General features: G+C 57.4%; 18 protein-coding genes and 4 pseudogenes. 16 read left to right on the top strand and 6 right to left on the bottom strand.

Going from position 1 to position 16,094, the window contains the following annotated elements; genetic code table 11:
• Together GCT13_RS50170 and GCT13_RS43840 are read left to right on the top strand one after the other, a co-directional pair.
• Positions 1 to 241, top strand: a pseudogene (locus GCT13_RS50170) (hypothetical protein); the annotation flags it as partial.
• An 18-nt stretch (positions 242 to 259) separates the two neighbouring features.
• Entirely contained in the window at positions 260 to 700 is a 441-nt protein-coding gene (locus GCT13_RS43840) for a DUF695 domain-containing protein (protein WP_152767982.1), read from the top strand.
• A gap of 154 nt (positions 701 to 854) precedes the next feature.
• Here the strand turns inward: GCT13_RS43840 and GCT13_RS43835 are convergent, their stop codons facing one another.
• Positions 855 to 1,688, bottom strand: a complete 834-nt coding sequence (locus GCT13_RS43835) for an H-NS family nucleoid-associated regulatory protein (RefSeq protein WP_152767981.1) — start codon at positions 1,686 to 1,688, stop codon at positions 855 to 857.
• A 200-nt stretch (positions 1,689 to 1,888) separates the two neighbouring features.
• Between GCT13_RS43835 and GCT13_RS43830 the strand changes: the two genes are divergently transcribed.
• From GCT13_RS43830 to GCT13_RS43805, 7 genes and pseudogenes are all read left to right on the top strand, one after another.
• Positions 1,889 to 2,230 carry an H-NS family nucleoid-associated regulatory protein gene (locus GCT13_RS43830; protein WP_152767980.1) on the top strand — a complete coding sequence of 114 codons (342 nt, stop codon included), beginning with the start codon at positions 1,889 to 1,891 and terminating at the stop codon, positions 2,228 to 2,230.
• A gap of 62 nt (positions 2,231 to 2,292) precedes the next feature.
• Positions 2,293 to 2,601, top strand: a complete 309-nt coding sequence (locus GCT13_RS43825) for a hypothetical protein (protein ID WP_152767979.1) — start codon at positions 2,293 to 2,295, stop codon at positions 2,599 to 2,601.
• 383 nt (positions 2,602 to 2,984) lie between these two features.
• Positions 2,985 to 3,287 (top strand): diacylglycerol kinase, encoded by a 303-nt coding sequence (locus tag GCT13_RS43820; RefSeq protein ID WP_152767978.1) that lies wholly within the window; start codon positions 2,985 to 2,987, stop codon positions 3,285 to 3,287.
• Between the two features lie 471 nt (positions 3,288 to 3,758).
• A complete protein-coding gene (locus tag GCT13_RS43815; protein ID WP_152767977.1) occupies positions 3,759 to 4,145 on the top strand; it encodes a hypothetical protein in 387 nt (128 codons plus the stop codon).
• Between the two features lie 239 nt (positions 4,146 to 4,384).
• Positions 4,385 to 4,624, top strand: a pseudogene (locus GCT13_RS51495) (DUF6538 domain-containing protein); the annotation flags it as partial.
• A 204-nt stretch (positions 4,625 to 4,828) separates the two neighbouring features.
• Positions 4,829 to 6,160, top strand: coding sequence for a tyrosine-type recombinase/integrase (locus GCT13_RS43810; protein ID WP_193727940.1), 1,332 nt, complete (start codon positions 4,829 to 4,831; stop codon positions 6,158 to 6,160).
• 240 nt (positions 6,161 to 6,400) lie between these two features.
• Positions 6,401 to 8,401: a sensor domain-containing diguanylate cyclase gene (locus tag GCT13_RS43805; RefSeq protein ID WP_321575016.1), complete on the top strand. Its 2,001-nt coding sequence runs from the start codon at positions 6,401 to 6,403 to the stop codon at positions 8,399 to 8,401.
• Positions 8,402 to 8,548: 147 nt separating this feature from the next.
• Here the strand turns inward: GCT13_RS43805 and GCT13_RS43800 are convergent, their stop codons facing one another.
• Entirely contained in the window at positions 8,549 to 9,112 is a 564-nt protein-coding gene (locus GCT13_RS43800) for an NMCC_0638 family (lipo)protein (RefSeq protein WP_227747323.1), read from the bottom strand.
• A gap of 613 nt (positions 9,113 to 9,725) precedes the next feature.
• Between GCT13_RS43800 and GCT13_RS43795 the strand changes: the two genes are divergently transcribed.
• Positions 9,726 to 10,409, top strand: coding sequence for a hypothetical protein (locus GCT13_RS43795; RefSeq protein WP_152767974.1), 684 nt, complete (start codon positions 9,726 to 9,728; stop codon positions 10,407 to 10,409).
• An 814-nt stretch (positions 10,410 to 11,223) separates the two neighbouring features.
• On the opposite strand, the pseudogene GCT13_RS51670 reads toward GCT13_RS43795, so the two are convergent.
• Positions 11,224 to 11,364 (bottom strand): annotated as a pseudogene (locus GCT13_RS51670) (SOS response-associated peptidase family protein); the annotation flags it as partial.
• Between the two features lie 144 nt (positions 11,365 to 11,508).
• Here GCT13_RS51670 and GCT13_RS43785 point away from each other — a divergent pair.
• Positions 11,509 to 11,759 (top strand): annotated as a pseudogene (locus GCT13_RS43785) (antibiotic biosynthesis monooxygenase family protein); the annotation flags it as partial.
• A 199-nt stretch (positions 11,760 to 11,958) separates the two neighbouring features.
• On the opposite strand, the gene GCT13_RS43780 reads toward GCT13_RS43785, so the two are convergent.
• Positions 11,959 to 12,402, bottom strand: a complete 444-nt coding sequence (locus GCT13_RS43780; RefSeq protein WP_152767973.1) for a hypothetical protein — start codon at positions 12,400 to 12,402, stop codon at positions 11,959 to 11,961.
• A 329-nt stretch (positions 12,403 to 12,731) separates the two neighbouring features.
• Positions 12,732 to 13,061 carry a PRC-barrel domain-containing protein gene (locus tag GCT13_RS43775; protein WP_227747324.1) on the bottom strand — a complete coding sequence of 110 codons (330 nt, stop codon included), beginning with the start codon at positions 13,059 to 13,061 and terminating at the stop codon, positions 12,732 to 12,734.
• A 373-nt stretch (positions 13,062 to 13,434) separates the two neighbouring features.
• Here GCT13_RS43775 and phaP point away from each other — a divergent pair, with 373 nt between their 5' ends.
• The 3 genes from phaP (at position 13,435) to GCT13_RS43760 (ending at position 14,826) form a co-directional block, all read left to right on the top strand.
• Positions 13,435 to 13,863: a TIGR01841 family phasin gene (phaP, locus tag GCT13_RS43770; protein WP_193727939.1), complete on the top strand. Its 429-nt coding sequence runs from the start codon at positions 13,435 to 13,437 to the stop codon at positions 13,861 to 13,863.
• 297 nt (positions 13,864 to 14,160) lie between these two features.
• Positions 14,161 to 14,433, top strand: coding sequence for a DUF1488 family protein (locus GCT13_RS43765; RefSeq protein ID WP_152767970.1), 273 nt, complete (start codon positions 14,161 to 14,163; stop codon positions 14,431 to 14,433).
• A gap of 162 nt (positions 14,434 to 14,595) precedes the next feature.
• On the top strand, positions 14,596 to 14,826 hold the full coding sequence (locus GCT13_RS43760) for a hypothetical protein (protein ID WP_152767969.1): 231 nt from the start codon (positions 14,596 to 14,598) through the stop codon (positions 14,824 to 14,826).
• 182 nt (positions 14,827 to 15,008) lie between these two features.
• On the opposite strand, the gene GCT13_RS43755 is transcribed toward GCT13_RS43760, so the two are convergent.
• A complete protein-coding gene (locus GCT13_RS43755) occupies positions 15,009 to 15,476 on the bottom strand; it encodes a hypothetical protein (protein WP_152767968.1) in 468 nt (155 codons plus the stop codon).
• A gap of 117 nt (positions 15,477 to 15,593) precedes the next feature.
• Between GCT13_RS43755 and GCT13_RS43750 the strand changes: the two genes are divergently transcribed.
• Positions 15,594 to 15,848: a hypothetical protein gene (locus tag GCT13_RS43750; RefSeq protein ID WP_152767967.1), complete on the top strand. Its 255-nt coding sequence runs from the start codon at positions 15,594 to 15,596 to the stop codon at positions 15,846 to 15,848.
• Between the two features lie 56 nt (positions 15,849 to 15,904).
• Positions 15,905 to 16,094 (top strand): helix-turn-helix domain-containing protein (locus GCT13_RS43745; RefSeq protein ID WP_227747322.1); only part of this gene is annotated, 190 nt, incomplete at its 3' end.

The following is a 16,094-nucleotide window of genomic DNA, read 5'->3' as shown; positions in this document are numbered from 1 at the left end:
CTTCGCAACGCATGAACAGGCGCGTCGACGTGTGTTCTCATTCCTGGAAGGCTGGTACAACATACGCCGCCTGCACAGCAGCATCGGTTATTGCTCGCCGCTCGAATTTGAAAACCTGCATGCGCCACATCAACCGACATCGCATCGCGGGTTGCCCACCGCCGGGCAGCGTCATGGGCGAGAGAAGCGCCCCGCTGCCCGTCCGTGGACAACCCGCTGCTCAACGCCCAATGGAGGCTAAATCACATTCAATCTCTGACTGCAGATCGGTCCGCTGAACCGGGTCAACCTCAGTACAGCGACTTCGGAAGACCCGAGTGGCGGACGCACCATCATTTTTCGCTATGTTCGAGATTCAGTGGATAATGCGACGAAACTGAGTCAATCAACACTTTGCAGGTTGGTTTGGCGATACGAATCAGGCACTGGCATGCCCGATATCGAGCAGCGTGAAAGAATGGACGAGTTGGAAGACGCACTCGCGCTCGCGATAGAAGCTGATGGCTTCGCAAGTCTGGTGTTGGTCTCTACTGGCGATTGTCGCAGAGAATGGACATACTATGCTGGCTCAAGGGAAGACTTCGTGAGCCGGCTGAATCGCGGACTTTCGGGTCACCAAAGGTATCCCATCGAGATATTTATCAGCCAAGAGCCAGACTGGGAAACATTCGATGACTTCAGGAAGAGGGTTGCCGAGTAGGCTTTCACCCCGCCTCGTCACGCTAGTCTCGTATGAGGCGATACAGTAAGAGGGCCGGGTCTGCCGGAAGGACGAGAGGGGCACATTAAGGCAAGCGAGGCGCAGGCCCCGCTTGACATCGTTGCAGCCACTTACTGTCCGACGCCGTTGTCGGTCAAGCGAAGGCCGTCACGCTGGTTTCTGGCGCGGCGGGAGCAATGCTGCCCGAGACGGTGCTGACAGACGACTTCTTGGCGACCGGTTTCTTCGCCGCCTTCTTTACAACTGCCGTTTTGGCTGCAACTTTCTTGGCCGGCGCTTTCTTAGAGACTGCCTCGGTATTCTTCACTGCACCTTTCTTGGACACTGCCTTTTTCGTCGCAGTTTTCTTTGCCGCCGTTTTCTTGGCCGAGGCAGGTGCCTTCTTAGCTACTGCAGCCTTCGGCTCAACAGCGCCCTCGCTCACGCCTGCAATCAAAAAAGTGGTGCGGTCCTTGGCAGCAGCCAGCCATGCCGGCGCCGGGCCGCGGCCGCTCCAAGTTGCGCCGGTCTCGGGGTTCCGATATTTGGCTGGTTGAGGACCACGCACATACGCGCCGGTTTTCGCTGCCGGCTTCTTGGCGGCAGGCACCGATACTGTGGAGCTGCCGTCAATCAGAAATTTGCTTCGGTCCTTTGCCCCAGCAATCCACTGAGGGGGACGCGCATGACCGCTCCATGTGGCACCGGTCTTCGGGTCACGATACTTGGGTGGCAGTTTGCCCGCCGCAACTGCGGAGGACTTCGTCTTGACGGCGCTGGCCGCCGTGGTCGCAATCTTGACGCCGGGCTTGCGGCCGCGCTTCTTGCTACTACCGATATGCGCTTCGATGTCCGCAGTCGTCAGACCGTGCTTCTGCATAATGTCGCGAATCTTTGCGACGACAGTTGACAATTCGTTCCTTGCAATCAATTCGGCCTGCGCCTGCAGCCTCGCGATTTTTGCTTGCAGGTTTTCGAACGTAGCCATTGTTCCCCCTTTTTTGATGGTAGCCGCACTATGCCACACCGACTCACTGTTCGCGACGCCGACGAAAAATATTATCGAAGACTCCGCCCGCTTTGTCAGTACGCAGTGCGTAGTGAAAGTGATATCTTGTAGGCACAAAGGTTGCGCGCTTACATTTGTCCACATCAACGCGGTCCAGAACGTAGCTCAGGGCAAATACTATGGATGAACGGAAACGGGAACGCATGGTTGCTTATCTTCGCCGCCGAATGAAGGAGTTCGGCATTGAGCCCGATGACCTCGCATCAGCAATCGCAGAAGACCAGTTGCGACAAAAAGAAGCTCGCTATAGAAGCGCCACAGGCGAGACATGGGACGGCAAGGGAGAGATTCCGCTTTGGCTCAAAAAGATTATGAGCGCAGGTCAGTCCCTCGAACACTTCGCGGTAAATGGCGAGACAAATCACGCGAAAGGTCTCCTTCCGAGAGTCGATTGGCAAAACGACCCTTTCGCGGGTAGCCCCTTGGCTACCGTCAAGCCCGCCCGCCACCACGGACGTTAGGCTGAAAGGACAGCGCGAACGGTCCGGCTACGCTGGTCCTTAATGGCGTAAGGAGCTGATACATGGAAGTGAGCACCGAAACGCTTGTGGACATGCTGCAAGAAGTCGAAGCCGAGGACCCTATTGATTACGCGGACTTGCCTTTCGGAGAGCAGGAGCTAAGGCGCCTCGTCATGAATTCACTCGTCGAGCGCCACCACGTGATTGAGGCGGGCATGTCGGTCTCCGACGTCCACGCGATGTACCTGCTGAGCACGGCGAAGCTTGTTCTTGAAAACACGGTACTTCACGCGCGACTGCTTCTCCTTCAGGGACAGCAGGTCGACGTACAGTCACTCCTGGCTCCATTCACACTCAAAGGCAAACGGTAGTCGCGTGACGTTGCCTCCCGTGCGATGGGATGACGGCCGCTGTCGTCACCGGATTGCATGAAAATGTGAGCGAACTGCTGCCGGCCGGCTTCGCGTGAGGCGTCGGTCACGGCACGCTCTAGCCCCAATGTTCTTAAATTGCGTGTAGTAAGAGGCCGGATGGAGTCGCCTCAGCGTACGTCGACGGGCGGAAGAGCCGGATAGCCGTTTGTCATCGTCGCGATTCGCGATTCGACCGACAACATCCGTCACATCGCGCGAATGCCCAGGTCAGAATGAACGTCTTGGCTAGGGAGACGTATCGACGCTCGGACCGAATCATACTCCACGTGCTAGCCGCGCAGGACCGCACGGTCCTGCTGACGAGAGAACCGGAGTGAATCATGGCGAAGAGGACCTTCTTGCAAAGCGTCGGCGATGCGCTGGCCGGTGTTGCCGCAACGTGGCGAACCCAGCGCAGCTTTCGCATCCAGGCAGGGCTCGCGACCGCACTACATGTGGTATTGGCCTGGTTACGGCCGCCGCTTGTGTTTTCGGCGCTATGCCTGACGATGGCCATGCTGGTCCTCGCGGCCGAACTGTTCAACACGGCCCTCGAAAGACTGGCCGACCATCTGCATCCCGAGCATCATCCTGCAATCGGTGCGGCCAAAGACTGTGCTGCAGGAGCTGTGCTACTCGTCTGAGCAGGCGCCGGTCTCATCGGAATACTCACGCTGGTTGTCGTGTTTGCGGAACGGTAGCGCTTGCCCGCAGTCCTCTGGCACAACGACGGCGGTTTCGTACGGAGCGGGAGAGCTGTCTTGCTGCCGTCCAGTCGATGAGGGACCTCTCGCCCTCTTAGCGGGCGCTACTGCTTTCTTGGATGCAGTCGCTTTCGGTTCCGTCACACCCTCACTCACCCCCTGCAACCCAGGAATACGCTTCGGACCTTGACACCAGCCAGCTAGACGGCTGCGCGTCCATCACCAGAACCATATGCCTGTAACGCAGGTATCGCGTGGAACTCAGCTTCTTCCTCAACGTCGGGTTGGTTGGGGTCAGACCGGCGTCCAGCCATACTCGCGTTCCGCTCCCTCTTGTTCCAGCGCTGAAGTAAGCTCAGAAGTGCGCGCGCCGCATTGCGTCGTGGCGCCGTGACGAAACAGGAGCAAGTCATGAAGCCCTTCCTGGCAACGGCGCGCGCCGGTAGCGCCCTTGCGCTGCTTGCGATGTCCGGCTGCTACTATGTCGGCCTCGGTTACTATCCGTACGGATACAATCCCGCCGTTCCTGCCGTCGCTACCCAGCACGAAGTCCCTGCTCAAGGTTACGACTACCCCAACGGCGCGGACGCACAGAACATCCCGCCCCCATCGCCGGGCGAGCCCGCATTTGTATTCCCGGCACCCTTGTACGTCGCGCCCCCCTACTACCCTGCATACTATTCCCCGTACCCGTGGTATGGATGGCCCGGCTGGTGGGGGCCGTCACTGTCGTTCAGCTTCGGCTACTGGGGCGGTGGACATGGCCACTGGGGCGGTCATGGCGGGCATGGTCATTGAACCGCCAAAGCGTGTTCGGCAATCGCGCTGTGTAACTGCGAAAGCTGCTCCAAAGCCGTCCGAAAAAAGCGGTGAATCCGGTCCAGGAAAAGGCGAAGGCGTCCCATGGTGAAGAAGGCTTCGGCCCGGTCACGACGAGGGCAGTCGCTGCCACACCCAAGGATTCGTTCACGAAGGCTTCGCTCACCGCCCACCTTGCCGAGCTTGCCGGTGTCGAACCGAAGGCAGCCAAGCCTCGGATGGCAGAAAGGAGGTATCACCGACTATCAATTGACCTTGGGGGCCAAAATGCCGCAGCAGAAGTCACACGTCCTCGTACGGCGGGTTCGCGCGTGCCGTATTTCCGCAGGTCAATCCCCGAAGCTCTTCGCAGTCAGTTTAGCCGCCGGGAGTTCATTTGCTCCTTGCGCACAACGGAGACAGCAGAGGCTTCAAGGCGGGCCGACGCCTTGCTCGCAAAGACAGAGGAGCTGTTGCGTTATGCACGACGCGCGTCGAGGGCGGCCCGGGACGGCTCCGTTGAGCTGGGAACGATGTTCGACCGATACCGAGACGTAACGTGCCGCGGAAGAAACGCCCCTGCTTCTCCGGGCTTTCAGGAGGAACTGCCGCCGCTCCCGCCCGGCGAAGCGGGTCCAATGCGCTCTGATTACCCGCGGTTTCGATACGCCTTCCACCCCTCGATGTCCGCCCGCCTGTTGGGACTTCACCGCGCACGTGTGCTGTCAGCTGACGACGCCTGGCGCCAAACGCTCGCGCCGAGTGACTTACTGGCGGCCAGAGCAGACCTTGCGCAGCGCGAGCAGGCGCTCATCGACGACATTGCGCTCAACAATGTCAACAATGCGTGGAAGTGTGCGATGGAACTGCTTGAACTCGAGCGGGTCGACTCGTCGGTCGCGCCGCTGGCGGCAATGCAGTCTTTCGCCGAGCGCTTTCTGCGCGAAGAGCTTGAGCTTGCGCGGATTCGAATAGCAAGGCTTAACGGTGCCGACATTCCGACGCCGCAAACACCGTCAGGCGCCCTGGATGAGGACGAGTGGGCTGTCATCAAGGCAACGTGGGAATCCGCGCGCCTACCGAAACCCGCCACACGATATGAGGCTGCTCTCGCGATAAAGAGATTGCGCAACTGCACGGGTGACAAGAGCCCGTGCGACCTGACGCTCACGGACGCAATGCTCTTCCGGTCCACACTATTAAGTCATCTGTCTCGGGCACGCGCGAAGTCCAGTTTTTCGCTCGTGCGCTCAATCCTCAAGACGGCAGCCGCTGAAAATCGCGTCGCCCTTAACGTCAGCCTGGCATTTGAATCGGTGAAAATCGAGGTATCCGAGAAGGCGGTGCATTCTTATCAGCCGTTCTCGGTAACGCAGCTCCAGGCGTTCTTCGATGGTCCCGTGCACTCCCGGGGGCTGCGCCCCGCAAAGGGCGGTCACTATGCCGCATTTTGGCTTCCTTTGCTCGGCTTGTTCCAAGGGCTGCGCTTGGAGGAAGCAGGCAGTCTCACATGTGACGCGCTGAGCGAACGGTTGGGACGGTACTGGATACGTATAGGCCGCAGCAAAACGGCGGCTGGTCTTCGCGAAATCCCAATGCACAGAGAGCTTGAACGACTTGGCTTCGTAAAATACTTCGCCGCGCGACGCGACAACTCTAGCGCAGACGAGTCCCTGTTTCCATCGCTCCGCATGGGTAGCAAGGAGAACCTGACACACATGTATTCAACGTGGGTGAACGAATACATCGACAAGCATGTAGTGGACGACGCTGCATACGTTTTCCATTCCTTTCGAAATAGCTTCGAGGATGCCGCAACCGCTGCCGGCGTTCCCGAGGATATACGCCGCGCCCTGATGGGGCATGCTCAAGTCTCAATGACGCGCCGCTATGGAAGGAAGGATGGCCAGAACCGTCGCCTCTTACCGGACTCGGTGCTGATTCAAGCCATCGACATGGTGCACTATGATGGACTGAACCTGTCGCGTGTGATTGTTTGCGACCATCCACGGTGACGAACGCGTTCGCCGGCGGGTGACGAGAGGGCGGAACTGCGCCGAGCAGGACGGGGAATGCACGCTCTACGAGAGCCAAGAACTCGTCGAACCTCAGTTACCGCGATTACGGAAGTGGAACCATCGGCGACAGCACTTGCTAACAAACCCATCCCGTCCGGGGAACCCGTCTCGTTCATTATCGGGACCAGGAGTCAATTGGGCACCCCACTTAGGAATTTCCCCACACTCAAGATATAAGTGCTGCAGCCGATATACCGTACCTCCGGGGAAGCATTCATCGACGAGAAGAAGCGAGGCACGGACATGGCGGAAGCAAAAGCAAAAATACTCGTCGCAAACGGTAGCGCAGAAAAATCATTGACCGTGTGCTCAGTTGCGCGACGGTTATTTACCCGTGCCGAGTTAGCGCGAACCACGCGAATCACACTTACCGGGTTGGTCGCTGGTTTTGTGCTACTCGTTATCAGCGGACAGTTGAAGACAATGGCCGGCGAGATTGTCGCCATCTGGATCGTGGATGGCTACCTTCTGGGCCATACGATGGTGCTCACCCGGCGACACAAGCCAATTTTCGTGTTTGCGGCATCTATCGGCATGTTGATTGCCAATCTGATAGGAGACGAAACGCTCTATGTCGCGCTCTCATTCACCTTTGCAGGAATGGTTGAAACCTGCTTCGCGGCACTGATTCTGCCCGGGGTAAAGTCTGCAAGAGAACTGGTTCAGCCGAAGGCATTCCTCCGTTTCATAGTTGGTGCCTGCATCGTAGCGCCCATCATGTCGGGTATCGTCGCCGTACTGCTGCTCGAAGGAATCTTCACCAGCCATCCGTTTTCCTCGTTCTCGAACTGGGTGATATCTGACTCGTTGGGTTTCTTGATTCTTACGCCAGTCACGCTGGTCATGCTTTCTGGAGAGTGGCGGAGCCTGCTCAAACGCGGAAACCGCGCGAAATCGGCGGCGCTGCTGGCATTGGTGGTCATCGTAACCGTTCTAATCTTCTCCCAAACCGGTTATCCATCGTTGTACTGGATGCTTCCGCCACTCGCGCTTCTGGCCTTTCATGCTGAACTGTCGACGGTACTCCTGGGAACTCTGCTCTTCATCGCCATCTCCGTCCCCTTGACTGTACGTGGCACCGGACCACTGTGGCTTTTTGCCTTTCCTTCGATGCAGGAACGTGTGCTGGCGCTGCAGTTCTTCACCGTCGCTGCGCTATCCATCGTCCTGCCGATTATCGTCTTGCAAACGCAGCGCAACGCGCTTCTCGCACTGCTGGCGGACGGCCATCGGCGCTTTCGGCAACTGGCCGAGCACTCCGAAGAGGTAGTGATGCAGCTGTCTGCCGACGGACTGTTTCAGTACGTCTCTCCCCGAGCGACTACTGTCCTCGGATACGCACCGGAGATACTGGTTGGCGGGAAGGTATTGGACCTCGTAAATGAGGACGACTGCCACCACCTTGAGTCAGCAATCTGTCGAGCCAGTACATCATCTGCGGAAGAATCGGTCCAGTACAGACTTCGTCGCGCCGACAGTACTTATATTTGGGTTCGCAGTTTCATCGCTGCGATGCCTGCCGGCGTGTCCGATAAACCGGCCACACTGGCATTTACAGTGATGGATATCGACACCTATGTGTTATCAGAACAACGGCGCAACGTCGAAGAACAGAAGCTCCGAGACCTGGCGTTTGTCGACAGCCTCACGGGCCTGAGAAACCGACGCTACCTTGATAGCAAGGTAATTGAGCTTTTGCAATACGCCGACGTTCGGCATCTGGCCGTCCTGTTCGCCGATATCGACTACTTTAAGAGTTACAACGACGGGTACGGACACAAGGCGGGTGACGAATGTCTCAAGAAGGTGGGAAAGTGCATTGAAGCTGCGATAAGAAGCGCGGACATCCTTGCTCGCTATGGGGGCGAGGAATTCGTTGTCTTGCTTGATGACTGCGGGTACGCGGAGGCGATTCTGACGGCAGAGCGGATTCGCGCTAGCGTTGAGGCGTTGGGAATCCGGCACGACGGTAGCCCGCTCGGAGTTGTGACCCTGAGCATCGGTGTGGCGCAATCTGGGAGCGGACAGGCAACAAACGCTGTCGACTTGTTCGAAATCGCAGATTCAGCTTTATATTTAGCAAAACACCGTGGGAGGAACCGCGTCGGTGAAATGCAGCAGGCAGAATTCTTGTTCGCTGACGACACGGTCCATATTGATATCGGTATCAGCCGCTAACGTAGCGATACACCGATTATCACGACAACGATTACGACTTTCGCGAATCGACGCAATGCAACGATTCCTTCAATCGACCGAGGCCAACAATCTGAAGCGGCATTCGCGGCGCATTGTTGACTTTTACAACCACTAAGCCCTCGACAACTACTCCGATTTGGCTGGTAGTAGCCGCAAGCGTACCTGAACTTCGGCAGCGCTCGATGTCGAAGTGCCGATACTCGCGTACATTCCTTTGGTTTGTCCCGTCTTGGACAGGAAATAGGCGAGGTAATGATACGTTCCACCTTGGCCATTGATATCCCTGTCGTCAACGACCTTCAACTGCAGGCCGGGGCGCTCCGCTCCGGTGATGATGCGCTTGAACTGCTGGATTGATGTCTCAGCGTCAGCGCGTCGCGCCCACACGGAGCATGAGTTGTTGGCTTGCGAAATGACAAGAAACTCTCCAAGAGAGTTAGATGCCGACCATACCGTTCCCGGCCCACCCTTCAGTATCTTTTGCGAGAACGAGGCATCGACCGTGCGCAGCTTGTACCGCTCAGCTAGCTCATTCAACTTGGCACTATTTCCAGCAGCCGGAATGCACAGGTCCGCGAACAATTGAGTAGCCGCATTTGACTGGGCGACCGGACCAGCTGCGCGATTCTGCGCAGCGGCGCAAATGGAAAACATCAAGACCAGCGCCAACACGAACACGAATCTCATCATAAGCCTCGTGGTGCATTCCGTTCTCAACAATGCGCTAGCGGACGTTTCCTTCCGGAGATTAGCGCTGACCCGGCACTTAACCCACGATGCACTTAAGGAAGCGCTCGAACTACGACCGTGTCAGCATTTTTCATCTGGAAAAGATGGTCGCGACGTCAGGCGGCCCAAACGCGAAACGGCGCAGAATCTAGCTGACCGTTCTCGTATGATGAACCATCCGAATTCGTCGAATCTGTTCCGTACTCTATCGGCACGCGTCGCGTCCGTCCAGTGAAGCAGTGTGCGGTATCACTCGAATATAAAAAACGCAAACGATTGCTGGCAGCCCACGTTCATCGAAGGCGTTGCGCGTACAACCTGCTCGCAACGTCGCATCACACAGCAGCGAATGTGGTATGGCCAACAGCCGAACGGCGCATCATACTCGCCAGCGCGGGCCCCAGTGCGTCAGAATGGCAACATTCTGCGAGGAAACCTCCTTGGACCAATTGCACGACACGTCTCGGCCCCATTGCCGACTGATTCCGCACGGCTGTGACATCCCTGCTTGCAGACGGCTAGCGGTACACAGTCCGATGCTGACAGACACGCATTCCAAGCATCTTGGAGCGAAATGATGAAGAGCGGAAAGCTTACGCGCGCGTGGTTTGCATGGTTCATAGTTGCCGCGATACTGGGCGGCTATTACAGTCTCTGGACAATCGCGACCAGGCCCATCAAAGTCAAGGTCGTTCTGATTCCGCAGAACGCCGTTCACATGACGGTGTTTAGCCTTTGGGGGCACTGGATTGGTTTTGAAATGCGTTTTCAAGGGGGATTTTCTAACCCTCGGGTGGCAGAGCTCGGAAACTATGCGTATCGCAAGAGTCCGACGGGCGAGCTGACATTTCCCAATCCGGGACAACTCATCCTTACCGCTATATCCGTCAACGGAGGACCTTCCGTCGAATTGGAGGCGATGCCCGCAGGCGCGCGTAGCTCGATGGAAACATCTAGGCGGCTAACACAGAATCACCATGCAGCTAGCGATGAATGGACCTGGTCTCCACGAAAGCGCGACGGTCTTTGGGCCTCTCCCGGGAAGAACGAAGTTTCCTTGACAGTAGTTGACGTTGGCCAACCCCTGATGGGCGAAGAGGTCACTTTGGTGGCGCAACCACCGCTTTCGTTCAGATTTGGGCAATCGCATTACGCCTGGTTGTGGTTCGCGTGGTTCTTATGTCCGCTGGGAGCAATTATTCTTGCCATAATCGGGCTAGCGCTGCTCTGGAAAACCTTCGTCGCCAAACGAGCATAGCCCCTTTGTGCGTCCATATTCTGCAGCCCAACTATGTTCGCAACATGGAAATCCATACTGCATCGCGAGGTGCTGCGGGTTGGGATTGAGCCAAGAGTCGACAACAGACGATGCCTGGCAGATAAGCGAGCCAGATGCGTCTGCAACGGATGTTGGCAGTTCATCATCTGCAACTGAAGCCCACCGGTGGGCGCCATAGTCGGCGCGCGCAAACACGGCTGTTTCGATTGCCGAAGCCCGAAGCGCGATGACAAGACGGACGCTGGCTTCTGAACAGCAGCGTGTGCCGGATATTTCACTCTACAGTCCGGGCACTTTCTTTCGTTGTTTTCTCCTTGTCTTGTTCTCTCCTTGAGTCAGCTTACTTGTTCAGAGAGGGATTCGTTTGCCGGTGCAAGCTCGCTATCCTTGTTTTCGCATCGACGGGGTCAAAGTTATGCCAAGCAGTATTTCTTCGTGTGAGAGAAAACGAGTGACAGTTTGACCCCAAGGTTCCACCTTATTCCTGACAAGGATTCGATATCCCCGGGATTCGAGATTCGTCGTTGCCTTCTCTACGCTGTCGACATCGAATTCCATCCACGCTTGTGGGACGGGAATGTCTTCAGGCCACGAATCACTGCCAAAGCGGGAGTGCGCTGCCTGTGAGGGAGGCCACAAGGCAAAGGTTTTTGCACCCTGAAGAGCTTCCGTATAGAAATACCCTCCGCGTTCTTACTTGAAAGGAATGCCAAGGACTTGACGGTAAAATTTGTCGCTTTGGTTCGACTCACGGACAATCGGACCAAAGCCGGCAATGAACAGAACCTTGAAGCCGAATGGGTATGATGCACCGGTCGTGGCCGGCGGTAGCTACTTCCGGTGGCGGGTTGTCTGTGATTGCCGCGAAAGAATAAAGGTCGGGTTCGCCCGGCGCGGACCATTTTGACCACAGGCACGCCACGAGCATTTGCCGTCCATCGCACGGCGCGACGAGCTTACCCGCCGGGCCACACTGCGTTGCTGTTGCTACCGGACAATTCCGACGCTCGTGTGCGCTGGTCGTTCATTCCCGCGCACGTAATGTCCGCCCACGTGTCTTAGTCGGCTCATGTCCGCATTCCTCAAAGTCTGGCAAGACGACGCACAATTCATGAAGCGCCCGCCGGGCTTCATTTCCACCCAGCTCCACCGCGCGGTTGGCGAGAGTCCCACGTATCTGAATTACGCCGTCTGGGAATCTACCGCTCATTTCAGGTCTGCGTTCACACATCCCGAGTTCAAGGCAAAGGTCACAGCCTATCCTCCCTCGGCTGCGCCAGCCCGCATCTTTTCCAGAAAGTTGCGGTGCAAGGAATCTGCGTCGCATAGGCAACGCATTGCCCGTCTGGCGGGCGACGGAGAGGCCCATCAACTGTCTGCGGGGCGAGCGGAGAAAAGCGCGGAACTAGCGATATCAACCACTACACCGTCTTTCGGCGGGCGCAGCGATAGCTGAGCGGCCGGCGACAGTCCGGCAGCGCCGTCAACGGTCGGACCCGCCGTGGAAGACGACCTGAGCAGCGAGGTTTCATCGTAACCGCAAAAAAGCCTCGCTTCGTGCGATGTCAGCCGTCGCAAAGATGCCGGCAAGTGCGCAAGTGCTCGCAACACATTCGAAGCTACTGTCTTCGAAAGTGAAGATGAAATGGCGCAGCGCAATCGCCGGCGCAATGTTTGGCCACCACTCGACAACCAGGCTCGGTGCCAGGACCTCATACGCGCCGTAAGGACGCAGGCCTTTTGCATACAGGACGTGCTGAACCAGTTCCTCGTCGCTCGGCGGACCGAGGCTTTGGAAGACGGCGCCATCGAACCGGACCACACAGAAAGGTTCTTCTTTCTGAACGAAATGGCCATACCGGCTCAGGTCGGACGACGCAATACGATAGACGAGGATGGTACGACCCTCGTCAGCAATGACAAACGGGTCCGTCGACGCAGACGCTGGCATCGGAACCGTACCGAGGAGCACAGGAGTGTCACCTGCTCCCCCTATCAGCGTACCTGTCGTCCCCGAATGCATAGTACTAGCGCAGCAAAAACCGCCTACTTAGTAATTCTAGCGAAGTCGCATGACAGCGGGTAGGTGCCGCGCCATCGCCAGCCACCTGGACCATCCAATGCGGGCCTGTTTCATCATACAAAGGATAGGCGAACCTGCTTGATGCAAGCCCGGTTTGGAAGCCCCTCGTAAAGACAGCTTGATGGTGTTTCACAGGCCCGTATCGAATTCCACCGTGGTTTCCAGTGAACGTTGGTGCGAGGACTTCGAGAGCATTTCAAGTGTGCTTCTGCCGTTAATTAAGGCGGCCGATTGTAGTATTTGTGCATCCGCTGGCCCCACGCTACATCCGCCATGGACGGCCAATTGTCGCCATCGAATGCTGGTGCGTCCTTGATTTGTTGGGCACTCAACATGTCGAGACGAAAACACTCATTGGCAATATCAAGAGTTAATGCGCTCCATGGAATAGCCCGGAGTGTGAGGCCTGTGCCCAGGAATTCTCCTTCGGCCAGCACCGCATAGACAATTCGACCGTCGCGCATATCCTCAATGATTTCCAACACCCTTCCAACGTCGTTGCCGTCGACTGAAATCACTCTCACGCCTACGAACGTCGACGTCGGCATCACGGCAGGCATCTGTCTGCCTATCGCACCGACGATTCTGCCGCGGGTTTCATCAATGCGAGACCGGTTAGGTTATTCGAAGCGGATTTCTCGGATTGACTTTCGCAATTCCTGCTGCGACGCACACGTCCGAACAGCGATGTGGCGTCGTGTCACAGGGTTTCCCCCTGGGCGACCCGTTTCCCAATGCCGGCAAGGCCGCAGGCGGTTACCTGCGTACTCACGCAACCGTTCCCAGGAACAAGGATTGACATTTGCCTGCTGGGCCCTAGAGTGACTTTCGCTGCATTGCAACAATGATTCCACTCTGCGATTTGCCGTGAACCATCCGGTTTAGCAGTCTGTTGCACATTCCCACCACATGGAGCTTGTGATGAGCAACCTTCGCCCCGAATACATTGGTGCCGCACAGAAAGCCGCCCTTGACACAACATTTGGTCTCCTAACCACAACTCTCGACGGCGCCCGGAAACTCGTCGAGTTGAATGTACAGACGCTCAAATCGACTCTCGAAGAAAATCAGGAAAACCTGGTCAAGGGCTTGTCATCCCGGGAGCCACACGCGTTGCTGGCGCAACAGAAAAGCCTGGCTCAAACCGCCCCGGAAAAGGCACAGGCGTACTGGCGTCACATGTGCGAAATCCTCGCGGGGACTCAGGGCGAACTCGTGACATTCATCGAGGCGCAGTCCAGGCAGTACCAGCACAAGGTACAGAATTTCATTGACAACACCGCGAAGGCCGCACCGGTCAGCAGCGAATCCGCTGTTGCGGTGTGGACCTTCCCAAAGACGCCGGGCTAGCCCACAAGGACAGAACTATCAAGCAATAGTGTCCTGTCGTCATCTGCCAGGGTCAATTCATGCGGGTGAGCCTTGCCCGCGTTTTTGCAATTGTCGACGGACACTTAACAGCAACCGGTGCCCGTCGTGCGTCATGCTCGACGTGGTCCCTTGGCCAACGAGTTTTGCAAATAGATGCGCGGAGAACCGTCTCGACTTCCTCGAAGTACGGCCCGCGACCCATCATGCAGGGGCAACGTGCGTGCCCAGACGTTCACGCCTTGACGCAACTTCTGCCATGAGCAGCGTGGAGCCGATATGACACTGGACGACGTTCTCACCGAAGAGCCCTGTGTTTCTTCCGACGGGAAAATGGTAGTTTTCGTTGCGTCAGTCCGTAACCAGTCGATGCAATGTTACATTGCCCGTGCCGCGCTTGAGCAGCACTTCTGGTTGCCACCCAATGCGGACAACCGGCGGATGCTGAAGGCATTCGCCGACGGGAAACCGCGCATTGTTGCTGTTGCCGAACGGAGAATGCTCAAGGCGCCGGGCGCACCGATAGCATTGACTGCCGCAGATTTTTGCTGACAGGTGATGCATCGCTGACAGCGCAACACACGCCTACCCACGTGCCGCACCGAACTCGCGGCGTTTCTTCCAGTCAGAGGTGCTGGTGAGAGGGCGTGCGCAACAAAGAGCGCGCCGATGACACGGGATGACCCGGAAACGTGGCTCGACAAATAAACGACGATGAACGTTAAAAACACTTCTGGCGAAGCTCGCGCCCTTGAACGAGTAGTAAGCGCCGCACGTGAGGTACAGGCGGCGTCACTGCGCCTCGAAGCGCGCTACGTACGCGACTCGAATGAACCGCCTGCGACGCTGGAACTGGCGCGGTTTGCCGCCGCCATGCAGGAACTGAAGGACGCGCGGGAAGCCTTCGACGCGTTGGTCGCGAAACGAGACGCTTGCTCGACTTAGGCTCATCTCATAAGGCGAGACAAGGTCTCTCGCCCCGGCGCGAACGCCCGGCCGCCCAATCGGGGACCGCCTGGCATGCAGAAACCGCAAACGCGTCGTCCGGAAGAAGCCTCGAGTCGAAAGCTTTCCACAAAAACCGAGCACCGCCCCCGGCGGTGCTGGCGTCCTGACAACCGGTTGCCCTAAGCCTTTTTGGGCCGCGACTTGCGACGCGCCTTGGTCGGCGCGACTGTCGTTTCCATCGTCGCCTTGGCGATTGCAACCTCTTCGTGCCCCCGCTCTTGCGCCTCGGTTATGTCCCCACCAGCCACGACTTTCTCTACCTTGTCCAACGCCGGCGCCGGTGCAGGGGCCGGTACCGTTTCCGGCCGAACGAAGCTCTGGCAGCCGGCGCGCATGACCTCCCCGGTCAACGTCACCTGGGCGCACACGACCTCCGAGGCTAGTTTGTGGACGCCTGCTAAGTAGTCCTGCGTAAACCTCACCAAATCCGAGCCGTTTTTGACTTCCAATGACCTGGCAAAGAGCTTTTGCGACAGCTCGGTAGCTTGCTGCAGGAAGGCGAAATGCCGGGTTATCGCCCTTTGCCCCAATTCGAGCATCGAAGTGGCGGCAGCCTGCTGTGCGCCACCTGTTTCAAGGAAATACATGGATGTTCTTCTCCTGTGTGAAGAGATGTTGTGGCTGAAGATTGCCGGTCAGATGAGGCGCTGATGCGCTCCGAGGCATAGTCTGGCCACTGGCTGGCGCACGCGAGTCAATCAGATATGGCCGACCAGCAACGCGATGACTGCACCAATGCCGACACCGAGAATGATGGGGAGTTCCGAATCGAGCTACCTGAACCCATCAAGTTTAGCCGCCCGGCATCGCGCGCCGGCGGCGCCGACCGGGCTAACCTTCCGCAAAAGCAGCATCCGCGACCGATAGGCATGTCTGCATTTGCCAAAGTTCGACCTCGCGACTACGCTAAGTGTTCCTGGGCAACTGATTTGAATTTCGCTATCCTGGCGCCTTCGTGATGCCGGGATAGTGAATGAAGTGTGTCGTAGAGCTGAGTGAAGCTGAGAAAATTACATTGCAACAGCTGTCGATCAATCACAAGCATCGGGATATACGCACGCGAGCGGCGGGCCTGCTGATGCTTGGGCGCAAGATCAAGCCAAAGGCCATCGCAGAGCAGCTCGGCGTGAGCGGCCAATCGGTTTATAACTGGTCCCACGCGTGGCGCGACAGCGGGGTGTGCGGCCTGACAGGCGGTCACTACT

It is taken from the genome of Paraburkholderia franconis (assembly GCF_009362735.1).
GTDB lineage: Bacteria > Pseudomonadota > Gammaproteobacteria > Burkholderiales > Burkholderiaceae > Paraburkholderia > Paraburkholderia franconis.
This window is presented reverse-complemented; position numbering and strand designations above follow the sequence as displayed.

Coding starts and splice junctions, on each gene's coding strand:
- GCT13_RS43835 (WP_152767981.1), bottom strand. CDS start 1,688: ATGGCTACGTTCGAAAACCTGCAAGCAAAAATCGCGAGGCTGCAGGCG.
- GCT13_RS43830 (WP_152767980.1), top strand. CDS start 1,889: ATGGATGAACGGAAACGGGAACGCATGGTTGCTTATCTTCGCCGCCGA.
- GCT13_RS43825 (WP_152767979.1), top strand. CDS start 2,293: ATGGAAGTGAGCACCGAAACGCTTGTGGACATGCTGCAAGAAGTCGAA.
- GCT13_RS43820 (WP_152767978.1), top strand. CDS start 2,985: ATGGCGAAGAGGACCTTCTTGCAAAGCGTCGGCGATGCGCTGGCCGGT.
- GCT13_RS43815 (WP_152767977.1), top strand. CDS start 3,759: ATGAAGCCCTTCCTGGCAACGGCGCGCGCCGGTAGCGCCCTTGCGCTG.
- GCT13_RS43810 (WP_193727940.1), top strand. CDS start 4,829: ATGTCCGCCCGCCTGTTGGGACTTCACCGCGCACGTGTGCTGTCAGCT.
- GCT13_RS43800 (WP_227747323.1), bottom strand. CDS start 9,112: ATGATGAGATTCGTGTTCGTGTTGGCGCTGGTCTTGATGTTTTCCATT.
- GCT13_RS43795 (WP_152767974.1), top strand. CDS start 9,726: ATGATGAAGAGCGGAAAGCTTACGCGCGCGTGGTTTGCATGGTTCATA.
- GCT13_RS43775 (WP_227747324.1), bottom strand. CDS start 13,061: ATGCCGACGTCGACGTTCGTAGGCGTGAGAGTGATTTCAGTCGACGGC.
- phaP (WP_193727939.1), top strand. CDS start 13,435: ATGAGCAACCTTCGCCCCGAATACATTGGTGCCGCACAGAAAGCCGCC.
- GCT13_RS43765 (WP_152767970.1), top strand. CDS start 14,161: ATGACACTGGACGACGTTCTCACCGAAGAGCCCTGTGTTTCTTCCGAC.
- GCT13_RS43760 (WP_152767969.1), top strand. CDS start 14,596: ATGAACGTTAAAAACACTTCTGGCGAAGCTCGCGCCCTTGAACGAGTA.
- GCT13_RS43755 (WP_152767968.1), bottom strand. CDS start 15,476: ATGTATTTCCTTGAAACAGGTGGCGCACAGCAGGCTGCCGCCACTTCG.
- GCT13_RS43750 (WP_152767967.1), top strand. CDS start 15,594: ATGGCCGACCAGCAACGCGATGACTGCACCAATGCCGACACCGAGAAT.